Origin of the sequence: Staphylococcus shinii (assembly GCF_017583065.1) — a bacterium.
GTDB lineage: Bacteria > Bacillota > Bacilli > Staphylococcales > Staphylococcaceae > Staphylococcus > Staphylococcus shinii.
In genome coordinates this window covers 175,793-200,949 of record NZ_JAGEVL010000007.1, presented here as the reverse complement: position 1 = coordinate 200,949, position 25,157 = coordinate 175,793, and the positions used below count along the sequence as shown (strand labels likewise).

The 25,157-nt window shown below is 31.2% G+C and carries 25 protein-coding genes and 1 pseudogene; 4 read left to right on the top strand and 22 right to left on the bottom strand.

Annotated elements, in window-relative coordinates; genetic code table 11:
* Positions 1–27: 27 nt before the first annotated feature.
* Positions 28–495 (bottom strand): GNAT family N-acetyltransferase, encoded by a 468-nt coding sequence (locus J5E45_RS10625; RefSeq protein ID WP_069792734.1) that lies wholly within the window; start codon positions 493–495, stop codon positions 28–30.
* A 101-nt stretch (positions 496–596) separates the two neighbouring features.
* Between J5E45_RS10625 and J5E45_RS10620 the strand changes: the two genes are divergently transcribed.
* A complete protein-coding gene (locus J5E45_RS10620) occupies positions 597–1,280 on the top strand; it encodes a DUF1129 family protein (RefSeq protein ID WP_039068832.1) in 684 nt (227 codons plus the stop codon).
* 25 nt (positions 1,281–1,305) lie between these two features.
* On the opposite strand, the pseudogene J5E45_RS14495 reads toward J5E45_RS10620, so the two are convergent.
* The 6 genes and pseudogenes from J5E45_RS14495 to J5E45_RS10590 form a co-directional block, all read right to left on the bottom strand.
* Positions 1,306–1,491 (bottom strand): annotated as a pseudogene (locus tag J5E45_RS14495) (IS5/IS1182 family transposase); the annotation flags it as partial.
* 383 nt (positions 1,492–1,874) lie between these two features.
* Positions 1,875–3,035, bottom strand: coding sequence for an MFS transporter (locus J5E45_RS10610; RefSeq protein ID WP_039068834.1), 1,161 nt, complete (start codon positions 3,033–3,035; stop codon positions 1,875–1,877).
* Positions 3,036–3,295: 260 nt separating this feature from the next.
* On the bottom strand, positions 3,296–3,784 hold the full coding sequence (locus J5E45_RS10605; protein ID WP_039068835.1) for a DUF456 domain-containing protein: 489 nt from the start codon (positions 3,782–3,784) through the stop codon (positions 3,296–3,298).
* 2 nt (positions 3,785–3,786) lie between these two features.
* Positions 3,787–4,998 (bottom strand): sugar efflux transporter, encoded by a 1,212-nt coding sequence (locus J5E45_RS10600; protein ID WP_069792735.1) that lies wholly within the window; start codon positions 4,996–4,998, stop codon positions 3,787–3,789.
* A gap of 98 nt (positions 4,999–5,096) precedes the next feature.
* Positions 5,097–5,951 (bottom strand): LysR family transcriptional regulator, encoded by an 855-nt coding sequence (locus J5E45_RS10595; protein ID WP_039068837.1) that lies wholly within the window; start codon positions 5,949–5,951, stop codon positions 5,097–5,099.
* Between the two features lie 222 nt (positions 5,952–6,173).
* The gene (locus J5E45_RS10590) at positions 6,174–6,860 is read right to left on the bottom strand and encodes a ribonuclease FAU-1 family protein (protein WP_069792736.1); all 687 of its coding nucleotides are present in this window, start codon (positions 6,858–6,860) and stop codon (positions 6,174–6,176) included.
* A gap of 210 nt (positions 6,861–7,070) precedes the next feature.
* Here J5E45_RS10590 and J5E45_RS10585 point away from each other — a divergent pair, with 210 nt between their 5' ends.
* Positions 7,071–8,183, top strand: coding sequence for a 5-methyltetrahydropteroyltriglutamate--homocysteine S-methyltransferase (locus J5E45_RS10585; RefSeq protein WP_069792737.1), 1,113 nt, complete (start codon positions 7,071–7,073; stop codon positions 8,181–8,183).
* An 84-nt stretch (positions 8,184–8,267) separates the two neighbouring features.
* Here J5E45_RS10585 and J5E45_RS10580 read toward each other — a convergent pair whose 3' ends face one another.
* The 5 genes from J5E45_RS10580 to J5E45_RS10560 all read right to left on the bottom strand — a co-directional run bounded on the left by J5E45_RS10580 (position 8,268) and on the right by J5E45_RS10560 (position 13,351).
* The gene (locus J5E45_RS10580) at positions 8,268–8,774 is read right to left on the bottom strand and encodes a cupin domain-containing protein (RefSeq protein WP_208182174.1); all 507 of its coding nucleotides are present in this window, start codon (positions 8,772–8,774) and stop codon (positions 8,268–8,270) included.
* Between the two features lies 1 nt (position 8,775).
* A complete protein-coding gene (locus J5E45_RS10575) occupies positions 8,776–9,492 on the bottom strand; it encodes a YebC/PmpR family DNA-binding transcriptional regulator (RefSeq protein ID WP_069792739.1) in 717 nt (238 codons plus the stop codon).
* Between the two features lie 212 nt (positions 9,493–9,704).
* Positions 9,705–10,061 (bottom strand): transcriptional regulator, SarA/Rot family, encoded by a 357-nt coding sequence (locus tag J5E45_RS10570; RefSeq protein WP_039068841.1) that lies wholly within the window; start codon positions 10,059–10,061, stop codon positions 9,705–9,707.
* Between the two features lie 164 nt (positions 10,062–10,225).
* A complete protein-coding gene (locus J5E45_RS10565) occupies positions 10,226–12,376 on the bottom strand; it encodes a helix-turn-helix domain-containing protein (protein ID WP_069792740.1) in 2,151 nt (716 codons plus the stop codon).
* 321 nt (positions 12,377–12,697) lie between these two features.
* Positions 12,698–13,351 carry a Bax inhibitor-1/YccA family protein gene (locus tag J5E45_RS10560; RefSeq protein ID WP_069792741.1) on the bottom strand — a complete coding sequence of 218 codons (654 nt, stop codon included), beginning with the start codon at positions 13,349–13,351 and terminating at the stop codon, positions 12,698–12,700.
* A gap of 463 nt (positions 13,352–13,814) precedes the next feature.
* On the opposite strand from J5E45_RS10560, the gene J5E45_RS10555 reads away from it, so the two are divergent.
* Entirely contained in the window at positions 13,815–14,621 is an 807-nt protein-coding gene (locus J5E45_RS10555; protein ID WP_208182172.1) for a LysM peptidoglycan-binding domain-containing protein, read from the top strand.
* A gap of 420 nt (positions 14,622–15,041) precedes the next feature.
* Here J5E45_RS10555 and J5E45_RS10550 read toward each other — a convergent pair whose 3' ends face one another.
* The 5 genes from J5E45_RS10550 to J5E45_RS10530 form a co-directional block, all read right to left on the bottom strand.
* Positions 15,042–16,049 carry an inorganic phosphate transporter gene (locus tag J5E45_RS10550; protein ID WP_039069320.1) on the bottom strand — a complete coding sequence of 336 codons (1,008 nt, stop codon included), beginning with the start codon at positions 16,047–16,049 and terminating at the stop codon, positions 15,042–15,044.
* Between the two features lie 13 nt (positions 16,050–16,062).
* Complete coding sequence (locus J5E45_RS10545; RefSeq protein WP_017722596.1) at positions 16,063–16,680, bottom strand: DUF47 domain-containing protein; 618 nt, start codon at positions 16,678–16,680, stop codon at positions 16,063–16,065.
* A 609-nt stretch (positions 16,681–17,289) separates the two neighbouring features.
* Positions 17,290–18,318 (bottom strand): sensor histidine kinase, encoded by a 1,029-nt coding sequence (locus J5E45_RS10540; protein ID WP_039069321.1) that lies wholly within the window; start codon positions 18,316–18,318, stop codon positions 17,290–17,292.
* Positions 18,311–18,985, bottom strand: coding sequence for a response regulator transcription factor (locus J5E45_RS10535; protein ID WP_069792743.1), 675 nt, complete (start codon positions 18,983–18,985; stop codon positions 18,311–18,313). The genes J5E45_RS10540 and J5E45_RS10535 overlap by 8 nt, the downstream gene beginning before the upstream one ends.
* Before the next feature lie 12 nt (positions 18,986–18,997).
* Positions 18,998–19,915, bottom strand: a complete 918-nt coding sequence (locus tag J5E45_RS10530) for an NAD-dependent epimerase/dehydratase family protein (protein WP_069792744.1) — start codon at positions 19,913–19,915, stop codon at positions 18,998–19,000.
* A 121-nt stretch (positions 19,916–20,036) separates the two neighbouring features.
* Between J5E45_RS10530 and J5E45_RS10525 the strand changes: the two genes are divergently transcribed.
* Positions 20,037–20,543: a GNAT family N-acetyltransferase gene (locus J5E45_RS10525; protein ID WP_039069326.1), complete on the top strand. Its 507-nt coding sequence runs from the start codon at positions 20,037–20,039 to the stop codon at positions 20,541–20,543.
* 376 nt (positions 20,544–20,919) lie between these two features.
* Here J5E45_RS10525 and J5E45_RS10520 read toward each other — a convergent pair whose 3' ends face one another.
* The 5 genes from J5E45_RS10520 to dhaL form a co-directional block, all read right to left on the bottom strand.
* Complete coding sequence (locus J5E45_RS10520; protein WP_039069327.1) at positions 20,920–21,951, bottom strand: alpha/beta hydrolase; 1,032 nt, start codon at positions 21,949–21,951, stop codon at positions 20,920–20,922.
* Between the two features lie 144 nt (positions 21,952–22,095).
* Positions 22,096–23,163: a YkvI family membrane protein gene (locus J5E45_RS10515; RefSeq protein ID WP_039069329.1), complete on the bottom strand. Its 1,068-nt coding sequence runs from the start codon at positions 23,161–23,163 to the stop codon at positions 22,096–22,098.
* A gap of 394 nt (positions 23,164–23,557) precedes the next feature.
* Positions 23,558–24,058, bottom strand: coding sequence for a hypothetical protein (locus J5E45_RS10510; protein ID WP_039069330.1), 501 nt, complete (start codon positions 24,056–24,058; stop codon positions 23,558–23,560).
* A gap of 155 nt (positions 24,059–24,213) precedes the next feature.
* Positions 24,214–24,576: a dihydroxyacetone kinase phosphoryl donor subunit DhaM gene (dhaM, locus tag J5E45_RS10505; RefSeq protein WP_069792745.1), complete on the bottom strand. Its 363-nt coding sequence runs from the start codon at positions 24,574–24,576 to the stop codon at positions 24,214–24,216.
* Positions 24,576–25,154 (bottom strand): dihydroxyacetone kinase subunit DhaL, encoded by a 579-nt coding sequence (gene dhaL / locus J5E45_RS10500; RefSeq protein ID WP_208182170.1) that lies wholly within the window; start codon positions 25,152–25,154, stop codon positions 24,576–24,578. Before dhaL ends, dhaM begins: the two co-directional genes overlap by 1 nt.
* Positions 25,155–25,157 lie beyond the last annotated feature (3 nt).

Sequence of the window (25,157 nt, the reverse complement as noted above, 5' to 3'; positions counted from 1 at the left end):
TTTCATTATAATATATTAATTTTATCATTAATTATTATTATCTTCATTAATTACTGACAGTTTTTTAGACATAATTAACTTCTCCACCTGATAATCTCTTTTTAAATTCATTTCTATCATTTCTTTGTTGCTATACGCAACGGTGCTTTCTATTTTTTGAGCACCTTGATTAATTCCCCACGATTCTATGGATGTTTTCAATTTGTCACCTATACCTTGATTTCGATATTCAGGATGGACGTAGAGCATTTCAATCACAACTTTACATCCTACTACTTCAAATTGTCCCCATACAAACCCTACTAAAATATCATTAAGTGTTTCAATTAAAATGTGCCCCGCTTCTAGTTTCAAACTTCTTTCAATCATTTCTATACGCAAAGCGACAGACAAATTAGATTTTTGATAATCGTAATACTGTTGTTCAAGTTGTTCCTCATGTATGTTTGCAACTTCTGCTATAAATTTATTTTGTGATAATGAAAGTTGTTCCATAATTTCTCCTTTTAAAAAGTAAAGTTGATTTATGTCGTGATATTAGTCATAATAAGCCATATCTTATTCTTACATTCTATAAAAAAGGTAGCGGAATTCAAATGAAATCTACTGAAAGATTAATGCGTGAAAATAATGTAAAATCACTACGATTAAACAATACTGATAGAGAGACATTCGAAAACTATATGACTTATGTACGCGCGGATTTGAGTGTGAATCCTCATGACTCTGAAAAGATGTTGAATCGTATATTAACTCAATTATTACAAGCCGAAAAAGAAGGCACGCTCGCTATGGATTTCTTTGATCATGATCCTAAATCACACGCAAAACAAGAAATTAAAAAATTGCCGAACGAGACACTCACCAATATATTCAAATATATTTTCCAACATATTTTACTTTTCTTTGGTATTTTTTGTTTTCTAAAAGGGTTTATTGGGTTTTTTATCGGTGCTAAACGGCTATATATATATACATTTCCCATAATGTTACTCGTCGGTATTAGCATTATTTTCATATTTATATGGATGGTTTTTAAAACTGTGCAAATGCAATGTTTTACCAAATCGCATTGGACTTGGATTATGACATACGTAAGTATTATAATTTTATTATTTGCGATATTTTATGTATTTTTTGTACCTCAAGCAGCGCTTGCTGTAGGTCCTTATATTTTTATAAGCAATTGGACATTTATTATTATTTCTTTTATAATTATTCCGGTTTCATTGTATATTGATCATCACTATATTAATAAAGACACAAATACTTCACTATGATTTAGTAATGACTTGCTTTTAATATTAAAAGCAAAGCAAGATGATATGATGTACTGCTACGATGATATTTGAATGAATTGAATGCATTCAATTCATTTTCAGGCATTGTTTCAACGATCTCATTAGCATGTCGTGACATATCATTTGTGGGGATAAGAACTGAAGTTTCCATTGATAGTGTAAGTGGGGTCATATTATAATCTTTATATATAAGGCACCTCGTTAATTTAGTTTAGTCGTGTTTATTAAATTCTACGTAAGTGCCTTATTTTTTAAAAGTATTTTAATGTAAAATTACATATAAATGCGAAGTGTTTTGGCGAGACTCTTGAGGAACAAGCCAACAATACGAAGTATTGAATAAAATAGAAGCACTCAAATGATTTGAATTAAATCATTTGAGTGCTATTTTTCTGGGATTTATGTCCCAATCTTTCTTATTTTATATTGCTTAATCTATAGCTAAATTGAATAAAATATTTCTACTCATGACCTCTAAACTTTAATTATTTTTCTGATCAAACATAATAAAGTCCGTATAGGGAAATTTAAAACGCTATATAATCTACACCGACTAATTATGACAACATTACTTTAAGTTGTCATGCCTTCTTTTTTCTCAACAGCAACACTGATAAATAAGAATATTAAACCTATAGCTGTTAAAATAGGTGCGATAAGACTTAGAGATGCTACTGGTAAATGAGTAACAACTAACCCACCTATAAATGCACCTAAGGCATTCCCTAGATTAAACGCTGATTGGTTTAATGTACTAGCAAGTGTTGGCGCATCTTTTGAAATTAAAGTACTCTTGAATTGTAGTGATGGACTCATACTAAATCCTATTAAACCAAAGAAGAATATACCTGCGACCATTAAGAATCCGTTCATTTGGATAAAGTATAACAGCACGAAATATAAAATAAATACTGTAAATATCATTTGTAACGCTTTATTTAAATTCCAATCTGCAAGTTTACCACCTACGACATTGCCTAACGTAACACCTACACCAAATATAATAAGTAAATATGAAATAAGATGCTCTTGAACATTAGATACGTCAGTTAAAACTGTAGATATATATGTGAAATAAGCAAACACACTACTAAATCCGAATAATGTCACGGCTAATGTTAACCATAAACGCTTCTCTTTTAAAATTTTCAATTCATTTAATACAGAAGACTTAATCGTTTCACGTTGCATTGGTACAAAAATAATGATTCCTATTAAAGCTAACGCACCAATAATAGAAATAACAATAAATGTCATTGGCCAACCGAAATTTTGACCAACTAATGTACCAAATGGCACACCTAAGATGTTACTTAAACTTAGTCCCATAAACATCAAAGCCATGGCACTTGCTCTCTTTTCTGGCCTAACCATATTTGCGGCTAATATAGAACCTATACCAAAGAATGAACCATGTGCTAATGATGTAATAATACGGCTTGTCATCATAAATCCATAACTCGGACTAAATGATGCAGCAAAATTACCTAAAATAAAGATGCCCATTAACACTAATAGTAGGTACTTTCTATTCCATTTTATTGTTAACATGACTATGATTGGTCCACCAATGGCAACACCTAACGCATAACCAGTAATTAATTGTCCTGCTTGACTCACAGTTACATCAAAGTCCCTTGCAATATTTGGTAAAAGTCCCATAATTACAAATTCTGTCATACCGATTGCAAATGCACCGATAGCCAGCATCCATATAGCTATTGGATATTTCATTTTGACTCTCCCTCCTATTCCGTTTTTTAAACATGTTTGTGATTATACTAAAATAAAGTTACTGAAAACAAGGTAATTGCTTGATTTTTTATTAAATTATTATATTAATGCGCTTTCATTAAAATTATATGTGTATTTAATCGTCCTAATTTAATTTTTGAGTTACAATTTTTCATAAAAAAGAGCTAACAGCCCCACTTAGAATTAAATGACTTGCTCACTTTATTCTAAAGATAAAACTATTAGCTCAAAATATAATTTTAATTAATTAGTAATGCGTCTATAAAGAACCATATTATCATAATAACCATGATAAATGCTTGTGCAACTGTGCTTGCTAAGAATGCTACAACCGAACCAAAACTTGCCTTTAAAGCTTTTGTAAAGTTTGGTTCTTGAATCATTTCTACAATTAATACCGCAACAAATGGAATAATAATAATTCCAAATGGAGGAAAGACAAAGCACCCCACAATAACGCCACCAAGCGCTGCATATTCACTTGCTTTTGAACCACCAAATTTATTAACAAAATATTGATTCATTATAAAATCTGCAACGATTATAAATAATGTAAGTAAAATCATAGATACATAAAACACCCATGATAAATTACCATTGTGAAAACCGAATTGATAAATTAGAAAACCGACCCACAAGACAAGTACAGATGGAATAACCGGCTTAATTAAACCTATAAATGCTAAGACAAATGCCGCTATAATACATAACCATAAAATAATTGCCATTATTAACTACTCATACTTTCTTCTGTAAATTTTTGATCTTTAGTAAAGAAAATGAGAATCATGCCTATAAATATAGATCCTGCAGAAACATAGAAGACATTTCCTAAACCAACCCATTGACTCATTATACCACCTAACAAGTTACCACATAATTGGCCAATAACCATTGCATTAGCAAATAATGTTGAAGCATAACCCGGAAAGTCCGGCAATATATCCTGAAAGTAACTAATCCCTAAACCAAGTAGTATTGCTAAAAATATCGCTAAAAACACTTGTCCTACAAACATCATAGCTAAACTTTCGAACACGCCGATACTAAAGTAAAATAACCCTCCAAAGAGACCACCTAACATAAGTAACATACGCGTAGTCATTTTCGCTGACAATATACCTAAAACAACCATAAAAGGCACTTCTAATCCGGCACATAAACTTGCTAATCCACCAACAAATCCTTCAGGTTCATTAAGGTATTTCGTTACAAATAGCGGCATATTCAATGTATACATCCATTGCCCTATATGCAGTAAAATAAACGCTAAAAACGGAACAAATAGTGACTTATCTCTTAACATATTAGGAGCTGTTGTCTCAACATGGTTTACATCAGAAACAGTGTGTTCTGTCTTGATATCTTTAAAGAAAAATACTTGTAATAGTAAGGTGAAGATAATGATTGTAATGGTACCACCAAACAAGCCTGAATATCCATTAGCACTTAATAGTAAAGCACCGATTAAAGGACCAAATAAAAAGCCAAATGAAAACATAGAACGTAAAACTGCATTAGCAAATTTAGCTTTGTTTCTTGAAGCAGAAGCATTAATTGATTCACGAGCTGATGCATACATTTGAGGCATTGCTGGCGCAAAACATCCTTGAAAAATAGCGTACATTGCTATAAAAATCCATATTTCATGGATATAGAAATAAATTGAAAAACTGACTGCCCCCATAAATAAGGCTGTAATTATGATTAATTTTCTATTAATATTGTGCGTATCAGAGAAACGCGCAACTATCGTATTCATTATAAATTGACTAATTGCAGCTAAGGCTAACAATAATCCATATTGCGTGGAAGTCATACCTAAATCATTTGTAGCAAACAACACTAAATAAGGTACAGTAATTGCTATCCCCATACCTAATAGCATCATATTCACTACAAATAATTTGTAGTTTTTAATATGTAATAAGGCACTAAACATGTAGACAACCTCTATTCTCTTAATAATATAAATCTTCGTCAGTACAATAACTTTACTTTTATAAAATGAAACTCAAAATCAAATCCATATCTATTTTATTACTCAACATATTCCATCATTAGATTTATAAATGACTCTACCTGAGGCAACTGCTTCATGCTTGAATCGTAGCTTAAAAACGTAGAACGTATGAGCGATTTATTATCGATATCCACACGTTTAAATTCGAACAACTCGCGATCTAAATGTTTCATCATAATTTCCGGCAATATTGTTACACCTACGCCATTCAATAACATTTCTTTACAAGTTGCAACTTGGTCTACTGTAATCATTGCATGATAATCTTGACCAACGTGACTTCCATACCATTCTTTTATTTGGTTAATGTAAATTGGGTCTGCTTGGAATTCAATAAAAGGCATTGTTTCTAGTTCATCGTTCCTATTTTTAGGATAAATGAAGTAATGCTCGTCATTAAAAAGGTGTGTATTACTTAAATTCATAATCTTATTACCACGAATAATCATGACATGATAATCTCTGTGATTTGCTTTAATTTGTTCGCTTGAACCAACTTGAACTTGAATTTCTACATTAGGAAATTGTCTTGTGTACAAATTCAATACTTCAGGTAACAAAGTTTGGCCAATTAAAGACGAACATCCAATAGATATTGTCCCGTTGACTTCACCAATATGCGCTTGCATTTTGTCTAAAAACAAGCGCTCTCTATTCAGCATTTCTCTAGCGTGTTCAATTATCATTGTACCTTCAGTTGTCGTAATCAATTGTTTTTTAGTTCGGATAAAAACATTGACGCCAAAAGCATTTTCAATCGCTTTAAGTCTTTGCGTAACTGCAGGTTGTGAAATATAGAGAATTTCAGCTGCTTTTCTCAGTGTTTTTGTTTCATCCAAAGTAGTTAACAAGCGATAATCGTCAATCTTCATAATTATCCCCCTATTTTTATAAAACCCTATTAATTATCGTAGAATAACTCTATTTTTTTATTTGTGTAGATTACATGCAATTCTAAGCTTTTCATTTTACATGTAATATTCACTATAACACGTTTATTTATATACTTATATGCCATTTTTAACACATAATTTTCAATAGTTAGTACCGTTTCCATTATATTTACTACTATTTCAAATGTATGTCATGATATATTAATTCTTTTCATGGTGTGAAGTCTTTTGTTGTCCTTGTTTATGCGTAGAAGTATGTCTATGCTGTTTATGTTTTTCATGTGTGTGGTGTTTGGATTTATGCATATGATGTTTATGTTCTTTCGACTTATGTTTACTATATTTCTGACCTTTAGCTTTTTGTTTAATTTTATGATAGCAATACATAATCTTATCTTGCATAGTTGGGAAATCAGCATCAATTTTTATCATAAGTTGATGCGCGATTACATATGCTTCATGATATTGTTTTTTAGTAATTTGTCCCGTATCCAATGCACGTTTTAAGTCGTCTTCATCAACAAGTTCATAAGTCCCATTTGGTAATACAAGTACGTCTAAACACAAATCAATCGTACGTGCATTTCCTTTCTGAGTAACATTTTTTAAATTAATATCAAAATAATATTCTAATGGGTTGCCCTTGTCATCTAACATCACTGTAATACTATAACGCTTTTTCTCAGGTAAGATTTGTAACCACTGATAGTTGTCATCAGCAACAATAATGTTTTGTCCAACTACTGACACCTCTAATGGCTCCCGAACTTTTTTCATAGTGACTAAACCAATAATACCTTTAAACTTATTATTGTTCACTTTGACCTCTGTGTATTCTCTATCAATGATGCGACGCCAGTGACGCTTATCGATATATTTTACTTTCACTGTCACCAACTCCTTGTCATTATTATATAAAACTGTTTCGCCCATGTCATCTCATGAATTATATTGGTGTCTTTTAATTTTAACTTTAAAATTTGATTAGTATTATTGTACTATATTTCATAGTGTAAAAGCGAAATTGACAAATTCTCTGAAGTCTGATAAATTTTATCTATATTTTTCAGAAAATTCCATAAATAAAGGAGCCTAACCATGACAGTTATTCAAAGACCATTTAGAGCAGATCATGTTGGTAGTTTATTACGACCAGATCGCTTAAAAGAAGCACGACAAGATTACAAAAACAATAAAATTGATGCAAATGCATTGAAAACTATTGAAGATGAAGAAATTGAACATATTATTGAAAAACAATTAGAAGTAGGATTACATAGTATCACAGACGGTGAATTTCGTAGAAGTTGGTGGCATTTCGACTTTTTAGAACATTTAGATGGCATTCAAGGTTATACATCCGAACATGGTTTAGAATTCGAAGGTGTGGAAACTAGAAATTATAATGTGAAGGTTGTAGATAAGGTTGCATTTAACCCAAACCACCCCCATTTTGAACATTTCCAATTCTTACATGAAAAAGTAAATGGCCGAGGGACATCAAAAGTCTCTATCCCTAGCCCTAACCAGCTTTTCCATCCAAATATTTTGAACGAAACAATATACCCAGATATTGAAAGTTATTCCCACGATGTTGCCAAAGCATATCACGATAGCTTATTAAAATTCTATGAGCTAGGGGCACGTTATATTCAATTAGATGATGTTTATTGGGCAAACCTAACATCAGGAACTCAAAAAACGCGTGGTCGTGATCGTACCGAAGAAGAAAAAGAAACTGCACGTCAACTTGCATTCCGTGTTGTCAATGAAGCAGTACAAGGATTACCAGAAGATTTACTAATCACAACTCACGTTTGTCGGGGTAACTACCAATCTACTTGGGCAATTTCAGGCGGTTACGAACCAGTAGCACCTTATTTATTCCAAGAAAATTTAGGTGGTTTTTTCTTAGAATATGACGATGATCGCTCTGGAGACTTTGAACCATTACGTTATTTCCCAAATGATAAATCAGCAGCAGTATTAGGCTTATTCACTTCAAAAACAGGAGAACTTGAGGATAAAAATGCTATACTTAAGCGCATTGAAGAAGCTCAACAATATATAAATTTAGATCAAATTTGTTTGAGTCCACAATGTGGATTTGCTTCTACTGAAGAAGGTAATAAACTTACAGAAGAAGCACAATGGCAAAAACTTGCTTATATAGTAGAAATTGCCAAAGAAGTATTTGGCACTGCAAAATAACATAAAGTGAAACAGTATTAACGATTTGAGGGCCCGAGACACAAAGTAATGTCTCGGGCTCTCAAATCTATTTTTTTATAGAGTTTAATATTCATTCTGTTCAATAGCTTCAGCAGATAATGCATAACGCATATTGATATCTTCTAAGTTAGGGTACTGTTCGTTCAACCAACTTTGGCTCAATAATTCAAAATGTTCAAACTTAAATGCAGGTTGACACATACATCCAACAAGCGCGTAAGCATTTTGACCTTCCACTGATGATGCAAATATGATCCCTTTTGGTACTACATACTGTAATACGTCCCCCGCTTCTATGTTTTTTCCTAAGGATACTTGTTCATATCTACCGTCTGGGTGAATCATATGAATCATAAGTGAGTCACCATCGTGGTAATACCAAATTTCATCTGCATCGATACGATGAAAATGTGAAATATTGTCATGCGTTAATAAGAAATAAATACTAGAATACTGCGCTCTTTGATTTGCGCCGACTATAGTACCTTTAATTACTTCTTTATAATAACCACCTTCTGGGTGCGGTTGCAGTTGTAATTGTGAAATCCAAGCTTGTACGTATTGATTCATATTATTTCAAATCCACATTATGAAATACATTTTGCACATCATCTAAGTCTTCTAATACTTCAATAAGTGTTTCGAATTGTTCCTGATCTTCTGCTGATAATTCAATATCAGATTGGGGCAACATTTCAAATTCCGCAACTTTAAATGTATCAACACCTATTTCTCTTAATGCATCTTGTACTTGAGCAAATTGGTCTGGCTCAGCATATACAATAGTTAATCCATTTTCATCAATCACATCTCTGACATCCACATCTTTTTCCATTAATTCTTCTAATGTATCGTCTACTGATTTGCCTTCAAAACCAAACACAGCTGTATATTCAAACATATAAGCGACTGATCCTGATACGCCCATGTTGCCTCCATTTTTACCGAAAGCTGCACGTACATCTGAAGCTGTTCTATTTACATTGTCTGTCAAAGCATCAACGATAATCATTGAGCCATTTGGTCCAAAGCCTTCATATCTTAATTCATCATAATTTTCTTCACCAGATCCTTTAGCTTTTTCAATTGCTTTCTCAATAATGTGATTCGGAACTGAATAAGTTTTGGCACGCTCTAATGTTAAACGTAAAGTTTGGTTGGCATGTGGGTCAGGTTCACCTGATTTAGCTGCTACGTAAATCTCTTTACCAAACTTCGCATAAATTTTACTTGTATTTTTATCTTTTTGGGCTTTTTTTTCTTTAATATTATTCCACTTACGTCCCATGATTTCATCTCGCTTTCTCAATTACTACATCTATTAATATGATATATTATACAATATTTTTACTGTAGAATATAGATTTACGCACATTGATTGAATCCAAAACCTTTTCAAAGTAAAAAAACTACAGATACTTACTATGATAAAGTAAATAACTGTAGTTTTTATTTTAATATTCTATTTCGATTATTAAAGGCGTCATAGTTTACTATTAATTACTTAACATACCCTTCAATATCATCTAATAAAGATTTATAGTTTTGTGCATTGTCATTATCCATAAATAAGTATACTTTACGCTCATCTTCAGTTGAACGTATTTTGCTTACTCTATCTTGATCAATCAATCTGCGAATCGATGCAAGCACCTTAGTTCTACTTAATTCAAGTTCAGTAGTTGCAATTTTTAAAAATGGCTGCATCAACATATTATTTTCACTACAATTTTGTTCTATCAATTCTAAAACTGCCACATCATTCATGGTCAATTTATAGTTTGAATCAATATAGTGCATTAAGCTTTTATATTTTTTATAAATATTTAAAAATTGCTCCTTTTTGTCTTTATTCACTGTTGTTACACCTCCAAATGCTAGTAAGCAATACAATACAATTATCCACAAATTCCACGTCTATGTCTTTATTATTTATAGTTATTGATTTGTCAAAATTACGAATAACGATAAATTGAATTTTGCTACGCATATTATTTAAAAAGGTATAATATCATGTCTTTTTAATTTTTATAAATATCAATGATGTGGACCGTATTATAATTTAAATCAATGATCAAATTCTCTTCTTCAAAATGATGCTGCATAACACTGAAATGCGGTTTATTATAATCGTCGATTTTACTGATTAATTCATCTGACCATGTATGTTCAATTCTTAAAGATGGTGCAATAATACCATTGATATTTCCAAATGTGCTATTTATTTTTTCATAAAAAATAATATATGGACGTTTCATAGCCTTATCTTTAAAATTTAAATGTATTTGAATATTTTGTGGCTCACATTCTGCAGTTTCACTCTCACCTATGCGCCAATCATTTACAAAAATCGAAATTTTCTCTGGTTGGTTCACAATAGTATAATATTCAAAATCTTTCACTTCGTATCTCATTTTCTCCATTATTCTTTCATACATATTACCAAGAACGGAGCGGAAACCTTTTTGATCATATAAATACAATGCATTTTTCTCACCTTGTTGCTGGAATAAATCTATCCCTACACCAGTAAAATGTTCACGCATCTGTTTAAACATACCCATAAGCAATGGTGGACTTTCAATAATTTCCATATTATCGTCATTCAACAAGTAATTATTATGCACATTCAAAAGAAAGTACGCTCTTTCTTCTAATTCCATATCGTTCATAATTTTTCTAATATTACTGAATTTAAATACTTGTTTTGTAAGCAAATCTTCATGATCTTCACTCAAATAAGGCGATGCCAATTTATGATTATCAACAAAGAAATAATCAAAACCTATACGTTTCATCTGTTTTTCCATCAATTTAAAACATTCAGGGTTATTGAATAAGTGTGTAATATCAATACCAAATTTCACATGTTCTCTGTACTGCTGAATTTTAATAATATTACGATAAATTTCTTTGATAGGCATAGTCTCAGCGTTAAAGATATAGCTCACTGAATGCATATGTTTTTCTGATAATTCAGGGTGTGCTTGTAAATAAGTTTGATATTGACTATAAATTTGATCGATATAAATATTCACGTCATCACTATTTGTGATTTGAAATGCTAAATTTACATTTGCATGATAAACGAAGTTAATAAAGCCATAAGCTTCATCCATAAATGTTTCTTGTAACTTTCTTGGATCTATCATGCAATAAACAACAACCTTTTGTGTACCTTCAAATAGATAGCTCATACTTTTATTCGCAAACAAGTTATGAAACTCTTTTATATTATGAATTTGGATTACAATAGTATCGTTAGTAGATTCATTAATATGCTGTAAATCAATGCATATATAATTATTTTGAACATTGAGTTTGTTAAGTCGCTCCGTTATTATATTCTGAATCTCAACTATCGAACTCGCAGTGTAATCTTCTGTCGTAAAAGGAAATGATTTATCTAATTTCGAAAGCATACGATAATCCTTTGGCGAATGACCAAAATAGTGTTTGAATTTTTTACTATAGCTAGCAGAACTACTAAAACCATACTGATCAGACACTTCACTAATCGTAGATTTTCCCGTTAACAAAGTGGATATCGATGTTGAAAGTTTTAAAGTATCTATATACGTTTTAAAGCTCATACCTAATGTATTATAAAATTGTGATGATATATTTGATTGAGAAATAAAAAGCTTATTAGCAATTTCTTTTAATGTTAATTTTTTATCTAAATGGTTATTAACGTAATCTAGCATTTCACCAGTAATACCATAAAATGAGTAGTCTGTTTGTTGTTTTAAATATTTTATATCGACTTTTGCTTCAGAAGCAATAATATCGACAATATTATTCATGTAGGACTCAAATAATACTTTAGTCAACGTTTGATTTAACTGACGTTGCGTTAAACTGAGTATAGATTGGAATAACGCATTGGAAGATTGGATTAAATTTGAAGTATATTGATACGCAAAAAAATCATAGCCACGATCATAAAACCAATCACTAGCAATATATAATTTAATCGCTTTTTCATTTCTTTTTATTGTAAATATTTCAGAATTATTAATTATAAATAAGTCATTTTCAACTTTTATATCTGTTATAAAATGTTGTATTTCTGTGATTCCTTTTAAAGGAAGTATTAGTAGTAAACCATCCGCCACACGTTTCGTAGGATAATTATCCATAGAAATAATATTTAAGCACTGCGCTTTCATAATTTAACCTCTTTCAAATAATTGTCATACGCTATGCATTAAAATGTCACTCTATCATAAATGCTAAAGTTGGCACTTTATATCTTAATTATTTAAATAAGTATTTTTTATCTTTAGATAATTTTGTATAAAACAAATAATTTTGTCAACTTTTTTCATTAATTAAACTCAATTTTAAAAATGTTGCATTGTATTTTTTAAAATTTTAAAATGTTGTTTTATCAAAGAATCCCATCAGATAAAAAAATCACCTTCAAAAAACCTCTCATCTCACAAGGTATTTTTGAAGGTGTCTTCATCAAATTGAATGTTAAAATTTTATTATTTTCTAAACTTAGTTGCAAGTCTTAATACATACTTGATGATATGCAACAGATTCACAAATAAATTAAAGCCCATTTCCCTTGGAGAAAATTGTCCACGCTTCATACGATTAAAATCGTACAGTGTATAGAGTAGAAATAGTAACAAGCCTACTACAGTTATAATCGTATGGAAAATTGGATTTTGTATAAACATACCGATTAAACTTGCTATAATAAGTGCAACTAAAGTAACAAATAAATATTTTCCCATACTAGCCGCATTACCAATTAAGAAATAGCCGATAATACCAAAAACAATAAACGCTGAAATTGCTAAAATGATATTTTTGAAAAATACCTCTGGTCCTAAATTTTGTAAATATGCGGTGAACGTTGCATAAGATAATAAACCTACAACAATTGCGTAAATATGGGAAATTACTAAACCGTATTTACGTGCCCGATTAAAGATAACCGTAATCAGTACCAAGGCAAGAAGTACGAATGAAAGTGGTTTTCTCCATTCCATAGGTAAGAATTGTCCAAAATAGCAACCAATACCAAAAATAATCCAGTAGTACATAAAGAATAGCCATACTTTACTATAAGCATGCGACTGTGATTTAGATTGTTTTTGTTGCTTATTAACATGTTGTGTTGATTCAGCCAATTTACTCACTCCTTCTCATTATAGAACTATTTATAAAAATAATATGCGTTTAATCATAACATTTATGGGATATATGTATAGCATGTAAATTTTCACAATGTCCTACGATTGCATTTATTAATACTTTAATGTTCACTGTTTCATTGATTAGCAAACATGATGAATGTATTTTCTAACAATTTTAATGTTAAAATCACTATTTTTGTTAATAGTTAATGTTACATTTCAAATAAAGTTAATTACAAGTGAAATGTAACACATGCTTATAAACTCCTGTACAAAGGCATTTATCGAACAATCCTCAGTGAAACACTAAATATTAATAATATTACAACTTTATAACAACGTACACAAAGCAAATGATTTTTGTTAGTATGAAACGTGAATTGAGATTAAAAAAACTAACGACATGTATTTATTTCAATAATCACTGTTAGACATAGGCATTGAAGGAGGAGTTTTTTTGAAAAAGTTAGCATTTGCAGTAACAGCTGCTTCAGGTGCAGCAGCATTCATAGCAAATCATGAAGCTGATGCATCAACACAGCATACAGTAAAATCTGGTGAGTCACTATGGTCAATTTCACAGCAATACGGTGTTTCAATTGATGAAATTAAACAAAATAATAACATTAATAATAACATTGTATTCCCAGGACAAGTCATCGAAATTGGCGGAAGCGGTTCTAAGGGACAAGAATCATCTTCAAACGCTGCTTCAGGTGAATCAAGTCACACTGTACAATCTGGTGAGTCTTTAAATATCATTGCAAATAAATACGGCGTTTCAGTTGATGAAATTGTTTCAGCCAACAATTTAAATGGTTACATCATCTACCCTAATCAAACATTAACAATCCCTGGCGCAACAGGAACTGGTGGTGCGGGCGGAAGCTCAACAGAAACACCAAACACGAACACAGGTGGATCATCAGCAAGTGATGCTAACTTATACGATTGGGGACAATGTACTTGGCACGTATTTAATCGTAGAGCAGAAACTGATCGACCAATTAGCACTTACTGGTGGAATGCAGATCATTGGGCAAACAATGCTGCTGCAGATGGTTATACTGTAAATAATTCACCTACAGCTGGTTCAATCATGCAAAATTATGAAGGACCTATTGGACACGTTGCTTACGTAGAACAAGTAAATCCAGATGGTAGTATTTTAATTTCAGAAATGAATTACAATACGCCTCCAGGTACTGTTGATTATCGTACAATCCCTGCATCACAAGCTTCAAGTTATAATTATATTCATTAATTATAAACTTATTATGCGAATGAAACGATGACAGTAGTAAAATAAATCAAATAATAGCCTGAGACATAAATGTCTCAGGCTATTATTTTGTGCTCACGAACTCTAACCATTTATCATTTCCTAGCGCTCTATATTTGAATCAAACAGCGTGAGACTGAAAGCTATTAGATAAGGTTAATAGATTTGTTTTAACCAATACTCAAGTTTAAGTTCCATTAACTGGATGTACTTATAAAGAGAACTGGAGCTCTTACATAAGTAATACTAATTTTTATAAGTAGAACGTCTGAGTAAAAGCTCATGTGTAATAACCACTAACTCAATAAATTAAGAAAAGTGCCTTTAAAACTACTGCTATAAAATAATTACGGCTGAGACAATTAATTTGACTCAGCCGCTTTTGGATTGCTTTATCTTAAATTATAAGAAAAAATTAATAATATAATAAATCAATGCTGCAACTATTGCAGAAATTGGTAATGTAATAACCCATGTAACAATCATACGTTGCGCTGTATTCCACTTAACACCTTTAATACGGTTAGAAGATCCCACACCTAAGATAGATGAAGAAACTACGTGTGTTGTAGATAGTGGGAAATGTAGTGATGATGCCACAAATATAGTTAACGCAGATGATAAATCTGCTGCAGCACCATTAGCTGGTCTTATTTTCATAATATTACCACCAACTGTTTTAATAATTTTCCAACCACCAACAGCCGTACCTAATCCCATTGCAGTAGCACAAGAAACTTTAACCCATAATTGCGGTTCTACGCTAGAACCCGTTTGAATACCCGCAACAATTAAAGCTAATGTAATAATCCCCATTGATTTTTGAGCATCATTCGTACCATGTGAAAATGATTGTAAAGACGCTGTAAAAATTTGGAAGAATCTAAAGTTACGGTTAGTTTTTGTAAGGTTCGCATTTTTAAACACTACTTTTACAATAGAGTACATAATAAACCCTACGCAGAATGCAATAACTGGTGATAAAAGTAACACGATTATGATTTTTGTAAAACCTTGATAATGTAATACGGCAAATGAACCTTGTGAAGCAATTGCCGCACCAGCGATAGAACCTATCAATGCATGAGAAGATGAACTCGGTATACCATAATACCAAGTTAGTAAATTCCAGAAAATTGCAGCAATAATAGCTGCTAACACTACAACTAGACCATTTTCTAATTTAAATGGGTCTACGATATCTTTAGTTATTGTCCCTGCAACTCCAGTAAACGTTAAAGCACCGATAAAGTTCATAACAGATGCCAAAAGTATAGCCGTTCTAGGAGTTAAGGCACGCGTTGAAACAGCAGTAGCAACAGCATTGGCTGTATCATGGAAACCATTGATAAAGTCAAATATGAGTGAAAAAATAACAATAGCTACTGTGATGATCAAAATATATTCCATAAGTTAGGACTCCTTAGCTATTTTTCATTATTATAGTTTCAAAGTTATTTGCTACGGCTTGGCACTTATCTGCAATTTCTTCTAAGCTTTCATATATTTCTTTTATTTTAATTAATGTGATTGGGTCTGTTTCACTATTAAAAATATGCTTAATTGATTGACGTAAAATACCATCACAATTTGTTTCAAACTCTTTAATATTAATAGAATGAATACGCATGTGTGATAATTTTTTATCTACTAATAAGCCAACAGCTAATTTCATTTCTGCAATAGCTTTTTGAATATTATCTACAAACTCAGCCATGTATTCATCAGTATATTCAATAGAATACATTTCAAACATTCCTGAAGTTTCTTCAATTGCGTCTAATACGTCATCAATTGCGTTACATAAAGAGAGGATATCCTCACGTTCGATTGGTGTGATAAAAGTTTGGTTTAAGTCTGAAATCACTTGATGCATTAATTCATCACCATGTGACTCATATGTTTTAATATTATCAGAGTATGCTTTTAAATCTAAGTGTGTATTAAAATCCATTTTTCCAAATTCAATTGCTGCTCTGTCTAAATTGAACACCATTTCTTCTAATTTCACCATGAACTTATCTTTTTTCTTGTTAAACATCCAAAAAATCCTCCATTTACAGCGATTGTCCCCAACCACCTTCAATAAATTTAAAAAATTTAAATACCAATAATTAAGATAAATTAAGATTCACAAGATTTACAATTCACTCATCATTTTTTATTGTTATAGTTATTGTTAAAATTGTGTAAATGAGTATTTGCTTCTATTGGTTAAAAAATCTCATAAATGTTGATTTATCCTTATTTGAAAATAGCATAAAATTTACAATCCTACAATTGCATTTACAAATTCTTAATATTACATTTTCGTAAAATTAACAAAATTTTACTACTTTTATTGTTATTAATCATAGTCGCATATTTAGGAATTGTAACCTATCAGATTGAATTAATTTTAATAACTATTTCATATTAAACTCACCTTAAATATGATTGCATATTTATTATTTGTATTCAACAACTTTTTTCACTAATTTGCAAATATTTTTATAAATAATTTTAAATACATATCTATCCACCATATAATGTTAAAAACAAAAAGAACCCAAGAAATAAACAATCTTCCCAGGTTCTAAATACGTATTAGCTAACACAATTCATAATGCCTATACATTTATTATTATATTTTTGCAGTCACTCATTAATTTTATATATTTTCAGATAATCTTGATATCAATTCATTTTGCTTAGGGAAAATAAATTTCATAGTTGTCCCTACATTCAATTCTGAAGAAACAGATACATGGACACCTAACTTTTCTTTCACATGATTGACAAGGTACAAGCCAAGCCCAGAAGCTGACGTTTCATTACGATCGGTAGTGGAAGTAAAACCTTTTTCAAAAATACGTGGTAAATCTTTAGCACTTATCCCTTTACCTTCATCTCTAATTTCAAGAACTGTATGACCTTGATCTACATAAGCATGGACATGAATTGTACTTTCTTCGCTATATTTAACGGCATTTGATAAAATTTGTCTAATCATCATTCGGCACCATTTAGCATCTGTGTATACTTTATAGTCATCCTCAAAATCCAAATCATAATCAATGCCTTTAGACTGGCTGATATATCGAGTGATTTGTATTTCTTCAATAACAAGACGTTTCAGCGCCACATGTTCAAAATACATGTCTTTATTTTGTGATTCTAAACGCGTTAAAAATAACTGTCTATCTAACATGTCATTTATTCGTGTCCATTCATATAAAAGTGCATTTTTTCTAGTAGTATCTTGTTCTTTTTCTATTAATAACTTCATTGCTGTTACAGGCGTTTTAATATCATGTACAAAATCTGTTAATGAGGCTTCAGTGGATTGAATCTGCTTTTGCTGACGCGTAACTAATGATTTTTGAGCTATAATTTGGTCGTGTAAATAATCAACCACTTCTTGCTGTAAAGGCGTATCTGCTAATGATTTATGCTTTAACGCCTCAGGTTCTATATTCTCATCTAAGTGTTTAAAAAATTTTATTTCCTTTAAAAATGTGAACGATAAAAACAATATTGAAATACCTAGATTCAAAATAATAATATAATATGTACTCCCTACACTAATATCATAATCTAAATAAGCAATAATCAAGGTGATAAAGTTTAAAAAGATAAACCATAAAATCCAATATATACGTGACCTTAAAAAAATATATATCCACTTAAAGTTATCCATGAGCCATATACCCTTTACCTATTTTCGTCTCAATTGCATCATTCATATCAATGTCAGCTAATTTTTTCCTTAAACGGTTCACATTAACCGTTAACGTATTATCACTAACAAACGCCTCGTCATCCCATAACGCAGTTATCAATGTGTCTCTCGTGACAATTTGATTTTGCTTCTTAACTAACATTTCTAAAATAATCATTTCTGTTTTGGATAAATAAATCTGCGCTTCATCTTTACTAATACTATCTTTAGACAAATCTAAAGTTGCATCTTGCCAAGTAAGGACACGCTTTTCTTCTAAGCTAAATTGATATACACGTCTATAAATCGCTTGTAGTTTGGCAATTAATATACTCGTATTAAATGGTTTTTGAACATAATCATCCGCGCCCAATTCCATACTCATCACATGATCCATTGGATTGTCTCTCGACGACAGGAATAAAATTGGCGTATTAGATATATCTCTAATTTTCCTAGTCCAATAAAAACCGTCATATTTAGGTAATTTCACATCCATAATAATGATGGCAGGATCGACCATTTCAAATTTAGCCATTACATTACTAAAGTCATCAATACCATAAACTTTAAAATCCCATTGTTCTAATTCTTCGCTTAATTCTTTAAACAATGTCATATCATCTTCTACTAACAAAATATCCACGTCATCACCACTTTATTTAGTATATTTTATATCTTCGCCTGACTGAATTCTCCCGTTAAAGTGCTTTATTCGACAATCTATTTCAAACCCTCTCATCATCAATCCTTGGAATGGTGACTGGACCAAATAGTACACCGGCCAAACAAGTTTAGGTATATAATCATATAAATGTACCACTACAGTTTGCGTATCTTTGAGTCTGCGAAATTCTAGTTTACCTTGTTTCAATAAATTGGGTTTTACTAGTGTACCACCCACCAAATATAATGAAATAATATCATCCTCTATTTGCATTTTATTAAAAATAAGAATAGGCTTAGCCTTATCTTTAATATATATTACATAGTTACCTTCATCTTTGTATGTGTGCAGTAAGGTTCCTTTAGTTTCATTTAACCATTTAAAATAGTACTCAACCATTTGTTCTAGTGTCCAATTCATAGGAAGTTGCATGCTTAAAGCGCTACGAACGTCATCGTATTTAGAAGATTGAAGTTCCACTGACACATGTGGACGTGATACAGTTGTTGCTGTTTTTTCAACGAAGACACCATGTGCCGACAAACGTTGTACAGTTTCATAATCAAATCTACTTCCACTAATATAAATAATTTTACTTATGCCATTTTTAGCAGCTGCCCGTCCAAAGTTATCTGCAGCGATTAAATTCAAATCTCTTGCTGTGGCCTGTGTTAATTTTGCTGAATGTTTAGTTGGATCTAAATAATAAATGGCTATATGCATATCTTTCATCGCTGATACAACATCTAAATAATTATAAATATCTTTTTTTAACCATGTCACCGCTTTAAAATCTTCTTCTTTAGGATATTTTGATAATGTATATAAATTAGCATCATTTTTTATATGTTGAATTAAATTTTTACCTATATATCCTGTAACACCTGCCAATAAAATGTTAGGTTTCATAATTATACTTCCTTTGCATTAGTTTAGCTCAACATAAATATGTCCTAGTAATATCACGCTAATGATGTTAAGTTATACTATAACTAATCATTAGCAAAATAGAAATAAGGAGTGGACACACATGGTTCATCAAATACGTGAAATCGGTATCAATGATGTAGATCCATTTGTTAAATTATTAACGACAATTTATGATGAATCTGATTATTTAATATACAATCCAGGAGAATACGCGCCGTCTAATAACGATGCGCTTTCGAACCTAGAACACTATATTACATCGCCTTCCAATGCCATTTATATCGCTGAAAATAATGGCGAGCTCGTCGGCTTTGCAATCGTAACGACAGAAGATTTTGAACGCACACGTCATGAAGCTCATTTTTCAATGGGCGTCATTAGACACTACAGAGAAAAAGGACTAGGTCAATCTTTAATTAATTCTGTAGAGGCATGGTGCTTAAACCATAACATTCGTCGTATAGAAGCAACAGTTGTACCCGAAAATACTACAGCTGTTGAATTATTTAAAACTGCCGGTTATCAAACAGAAGGTGAACTTCGTGATAAACTATACATCGATGGTAGATACTACAACAAATATGTAATGGCCAAGTTATTACTTTAATCTACCTCTAAGCATAATATTTAAACGCGTCATACTTATAGTTACATTGTAAATGAACAAAGACCCAAATAACAATATTGTCATATAATCTTTTGGATGTTGAAATTCAAAATACAAATCTCTTTTATAAGCATTAATAGTTGACCTCGTTTAACTTGTAGCTTCAAATTTAAAAGGAGTGGGATGATAAAATCATTACTAAAAAATATGATTTCTATCCCACTCCTTTTTTACAGCTAGAATGTACTCAATTTTTGAAATTAAATTAATAACTATACTATCTACGTTTAACTCACTCTCATATTAACACCCTAGTAATTTAAAATTACAAGTGCTTATCAAAAATTACAAATAGAACCTAATGTCCCCTCATGTTTTAATAAGGGTTTAATTCAATACCATTAGGATTCGCCGTTTCTTCGCTAACATTTGTTTCAACACCTGAAGAACTTGTATTTCTACTTAAAAATCTCAAGACATCTTTTATATTTTGTTGTGATTCAGGTAAATCCATATGAAATTGGTATTGATGTCTCAAATTATGAGAACCATCAAAAAATAATTTATCCGCTGGAACATCTAAAGACTTCAACTTTTTATAAAATGATATATTTTGGCTGTAAAACGGATCCGCGTCACCTACAGATAAAAACGTTGGTGGGTAATCTTTAGTAACCTGATTTATCGTAGACATTTCACTAATATATTTAAATTGTTGTTCCCAATCACGTTTTCCAGTATAACTTTCCATAAAAAGTTGTATTCTCGGAAATTCAGTAGCTTTCACTGTTTTCATATCATAAAAGCCACCGAAAAATATTGCTGCCTTCAATTGATCTGCCTCAAATTGTTGTTCAAATGACATATCTTCTCTTAATGATTTATTTGTTTGAATTGCTGTGTATTGACTAGATAATTGTGCCCCCGCAGAGTCTCCTCCAAAAATAACTTGATCAAAATCCATAGGTAATTCATGCTTATTACGCTTTATAAATTTTACAGCTTGGTCAATTTGATGTAGCTGCGTTGGGTATTTATTATCTGGTGCAAGCGCATAATTAACATTTACTACAATATAGCCTTGCTCTGCAATTTTCGATAATAGTGGGTTTTTATACTGTTTATCACCTGCGATAAAACCTCCACCATGCATCCAAAAAATTACAGGCAACTTATTATCTGAATCTAATTCCGTAGGCGTTAATATATCTAACCTACTATTAGGCGTGCCAGTACCATAAGTTATATTTGTAAATGCATTTACATTTTTATTGTTAATTTGTACTTTCTCTTTAATTTCTTGTGAATGTTGGCGGTCATACTGTTGTTTTAATAACAGCGCAGTCAAGATTGCTACTACAATAACAATACTTAAAGTAATTATTGTCCATTTATGTTTTTTCTTCATGCATTACCTTCCCTTTCGAAATGCATTGTACCATAATTAACTAGTGCGCAGTAGTGTTTATAAATTGTCGAAATTATTAAAAACTCAGCTTGCATAAATTGTACAAGCTGAGTTTATATTTCTTATTTTAATAGAACAAATAATTTATGCTATGAACTTTTTATTTTGACGTTTTCTGCTATAGTATTTGATTAACACACCGATTACAACAACAAGTCCAACAATACCCATTATTGGATATAAGAAGTTAATCAAACCTGCGAAACCTACAAAACTTAAACCATAACCTACAACCATTATAATTACAATAAATATATGATATTTTTTACTATATGGTTCTGTAAATCTAGCGGCAAATGAATACATTAAGCCAAGAATTGTATTATACATAACAGCTAACATAATAACTGATAATACAAGTGCAATCCAAGGATTTATTCCATTAGCTAATGTCAGCATAGGAATATCAGCATTCTCAATTTTTGGGAATTCAGACTGTAGCGCAAAGTTAATCAACGCTAATAATATTGTATAAACAATACCGCCAAACAATGCCCCAGCCCCCGACACTCTACGTCTAGAAGCATCACCGCCGATAGCTACAATCGTACTAAAACCTACTGCGAATGCAAGTCCGCCATAGTTAATTCCTTTTAATATACCTAACCATAAGCTAGCTTCTGGTACAGTTTCGTTTACTTTACCTATCGAAATACTTCCGTTAAAAAGATAATACGCAGCAATGATTACAACCAAAATAATTAAGAAGGGTGTAACAATGCCTAACGCTCTAACAATTTTATTAAAATCCATCAATAATGTAATATAAATTGCAATAACCATAATCAATGCGCCTAACCATGTTGGCACATTAAAGCTTTCTTGGAATGTTGATCCTGCTCCAGCAATCATTGTGACTGAAATGCCAAATAAGAAAAAGATAAGCAAATAGTCTACAAGTTTACTGAACTTATCACCAAACAAATAGTCTAAAGTTGATTCGTGGTTTTGCGCATCAAACGCAGTACCGATTTTTGCAACTTGTCGACCTATAAAGCCTAATATTAAACCAGAAAGTATAACCCCAATATATGACCATAGGCCATATGGTGAGAAAAATTGCATAACTTCCTGTCCTGTTGAAAAGCCAGCACCTACAACGATACCGACATAAGCGAAACCAATTTTTATAGCTTCTTTATTCAACCCCATGTTATTTTAACCTCCTCATAGTTAACACATTGCATTATTATAACTTACTGATTATTTTTTGCAACTGCACAACATAAAATTTTACACTTTTGATTGCTCTCAATAATACTCAATAATTTAAATGCTATTTTTAATCATTCATTATATTCTTTAAATATAACGAATTTTATTATAGCTATTGCATATTTATAGTTATCTTAATTTTATTTTTGCAATTTTATACATTACTAAAGGTATGCTTTAATAGTGTGTAAAATTCCAAAAAATAAAATAAAAAGAATCAAAATAGATACACCTTTTAACATGTATATTTCGATTCTTTAGTAAATCACTTTAATGTATTATTTTGTCAAGTTCTAATAATTATGATTGTTCAACTATGACGATTTTGTTATTAGTGTGCATTTTTAAAACGATTAAGTTCGTTAAAGTCAACAACTACGTTATCCATACGTTTAGCTGTTTCTTTTAGAACATTACGTGCAACACTGTTAGTTGGGTCCAATTTAAGTATTTGGCGTGAAATTTCAAATGCCTTTTTATCAGAAATGACTGGTTCAGGAACTGCATGTAACAATAACATTTGTAACAAACTTTTTACTTCTTTGCCCTCAGTAAGTTTTATGGATGACTCAGCATGATAATAAGCAGAATCTAAAGCACCCTGAAGATCACTTAATGGATAGACTAATAATAGAAAAGCTAAGTCATGCATTTCTGCAGTTTCTTCTACTTTCATCATATCTAAAATACATGTATAAAACATAATGTTTTCTGCTTCATGTGCGCTTGAAATGTATACTTCTTCAAATTCCATAAAATCTGTTTGGGACATTAAACGTTTGACTGACTCAAATTCGCCGTTTAAGACATGCTTTAATATTAAATCCTTCATGGCAATGTCCTCCTAGATATCCAGATTTCTATTACAATTAATTTTCATTTTACCACAATTCATTTAAATATTCCTATAAAAAAGAAATTTTTTGCTATATTAGTTGAGAACTTCATTTTAAATTATATTTAACATAGTAAAACAAATAACACTATTTAACCAAACGTTTTATTTAATTCTTCCAAAGTTTCTTCTATGGAACTTCCTACAGATAATTTCACAGCTGCAGTAAAGCTACCTTCAACAATTGGTGCTTCTACTTTTTCAATGCGTTGATCACCTTCATACATTTCAATCGCTAAATCTAAATTCATTTCAGCAGAACCTATATCATAAAAACATAATGCATCATCTGTTAATTCGTTTATTAATGCTTGAATATGATCATACGATGTACCAATTTTACCATCAACGCCACCTTGCACAATTACGTTAACATCACCAGCCATTTGGTTTAATAATGCTTGTGTACCTTCTGCAATTTCTTTACTATGGCTAATTATCACTATATTTGTCATTATGAATCATCTCCAATCAACGCGTTTAAGATATAAACACTACTTTGAGCTCCAGGGTCAACATGTCCTAAAGAATCTTTTTTGAAATACGCAGCTCTACCTTTAGTCGCTTCGATATCTTTGGTTAAATATGCGTAGGATTGCAATGTCTCTCTTGTTAACGATTCATCTTCTTGTATAGCTTGGTTTGCGCGTTCAATTACGTCATACATCGTTTTTTCATTTAACGTTACTTTACCCCTTTGAGCAATTGCCTCTGAAAAAGTTTTTAAAAGCGCTTGCAAATTCGAACGATCTATTTCATCTGATACTACTTGTGACATTTTTACAAAACTAAAGCCATATAATGGACCAGAAGCGCCACCAATGTTAGACATAAGTGTCATACCTGTAGACTTTAGTAAACTTTGCATAGAACTATCGTCAATATTATCTGGTAACGCTTTGAAACCTCTAACCATGTTCACTCCGTGGTCACCATCACCGATTGCTCTATCTAATTCTGTTAGTAATTCTTCTTTCTCTTCAAACACATCTACTAATTTCAATAATCTTTCTTTTAGTTCAGCGACATTCATATA

Bases quoted from the DNA above. Each gene is read 5' to 3' on its own strand.
- J5E45_RS10530 (WP_069792744.1), bottom strand. From the start codon at position 19,915: ATGAAACCTAACATTTTATTGGCAGGTGTTACAGGATATATAGGTAAA.
- J5E45_RS10550 (WP_039069320.1), bottom strand. From the start codon at position 16,049: ATGGAATATATTTTGATCATCACAGTAGCTATTGTTATTTTTTCACTC.
- J5E45_RS10605 (WP_039068835.1), bottom strand. From the start codon at position 3,784: ATGGCAATTATTTTATGGTTATGTATTATAGCGGCATTTGTCTTAGCA.
- J5E45_RS10610 (WP_039068834.1), bottom strand. From the start codon at position 3,035: ATGAAATATCCAATAGCTATATGGATGCTGGCTATCGGTGCATTTGCA.
- J5E45_RS10540 (WP_039069321.1), bottom strand. From the start codon at position 18,318: ATGGATAACTTTAAGTGGATATATATTTTTTTAAGGTCACGTATATAT.
- J5E45_RS10625 (WP_069792734.1), bottom strand. From the start codon at position 495: ATGGAACAACTTTCATTATCACAAAATAAATTTATAGCAGAAGTTGCA.
- J5E45_RS10510 (WP_039069330.1), bottom strand. From the start codon at position 24,058: ATGAAGGATTTAATATTAAAGCATGTCTTAAACGGCGAATTTGAGTCA.
- J5E45_RS10580 (WP_208182174.1), bottom strand. From the start codon at position 8,774: ATGAATCAATACGTACAAGCTTGGATTTCACAATTACAACTGCAACCG.
- J5E45_RS10520 (WP_039069327.1), bottom strand. From the start codon at position 21,951: ATGAAGAAAAAACATAAATGGACAATAATTACTTTAAGTATTGTTATT.
- dhaL (WP_208182170.1), bottom strand. From the start codon at position 25,154: ATGAATGTCGCTGAACTAAAAGAAAGATTATTGAAATTAGTAGATGTG.
- J5E45_RS10565 (WP_069792740.1), bottom strand. From the start codon at position 12,376: ATGAAAGCGCAGTGCTTAAATATTATTTCTATGGATAATTATCCTACG.
- J5E45_RS10575 (WP_069792739.1), bottom strand. From the start codon at position 9,492: ATGGGACGTAAGTGGAATAATATTAAAGAAAAAAAAGCCCAAAAAGAT.
- J5E45_RS10620 (WP_039068832.1), top strand. From the start codon at position 597: ATGAAATCTACTGAAAGATTAATGCGTGAAAATAATGTAAAATCACTA.
- J5E45_RS10585 (WP_069792737.1), top strand. From the start codon at position 7,071: ATGACAGTTATTCAAAGACCATTTAGAGCAGATCATGTTGGTAGTTTA.
- J5E45_RS10595 (WP_039068837.1), bottom strand. From the start codon at position 5,951: ATGAAGATTGACGATTATCGCTTGTTAACTACTTTGGATGAAACAAAA.
- J5E45_RS10545 (WP_017722596.1), bottom strand. From the start codon at position 16,680: ATGTTTAACAAGAAAAAAGATAAGTTCATGGTGAAATTAGAAGAAATG.
- J5E45_RS10525 (WP_039069326.1), top strand. From the start codon at position 20,037: ATGGTTCATCAAATACGTGAAATCGGTATCAATGATGTAGATCCATTT.
- J5E45_RS10600 (WP_069792735.1), bottom strand. From the start codon at position 4,998: ATGTTTAGTGCCTTATTACATATTAAAAACTACAAATTATTTGTAGTG.
- dhaM (WP_069792745.1), bottom strand. From the start codon at position 24,576: ATGACAAATATAGTGATAATTAGCCATAGTAAAGAAATTGCAGAAGGT.
- J5E45_RS10515 (WP_039069329.1), bottom strand. From the start codon at position 23,163: ATGGGGTTGAATAAAGAAGCTATAAAAATTGGTTTCGCTTATGTCGGT.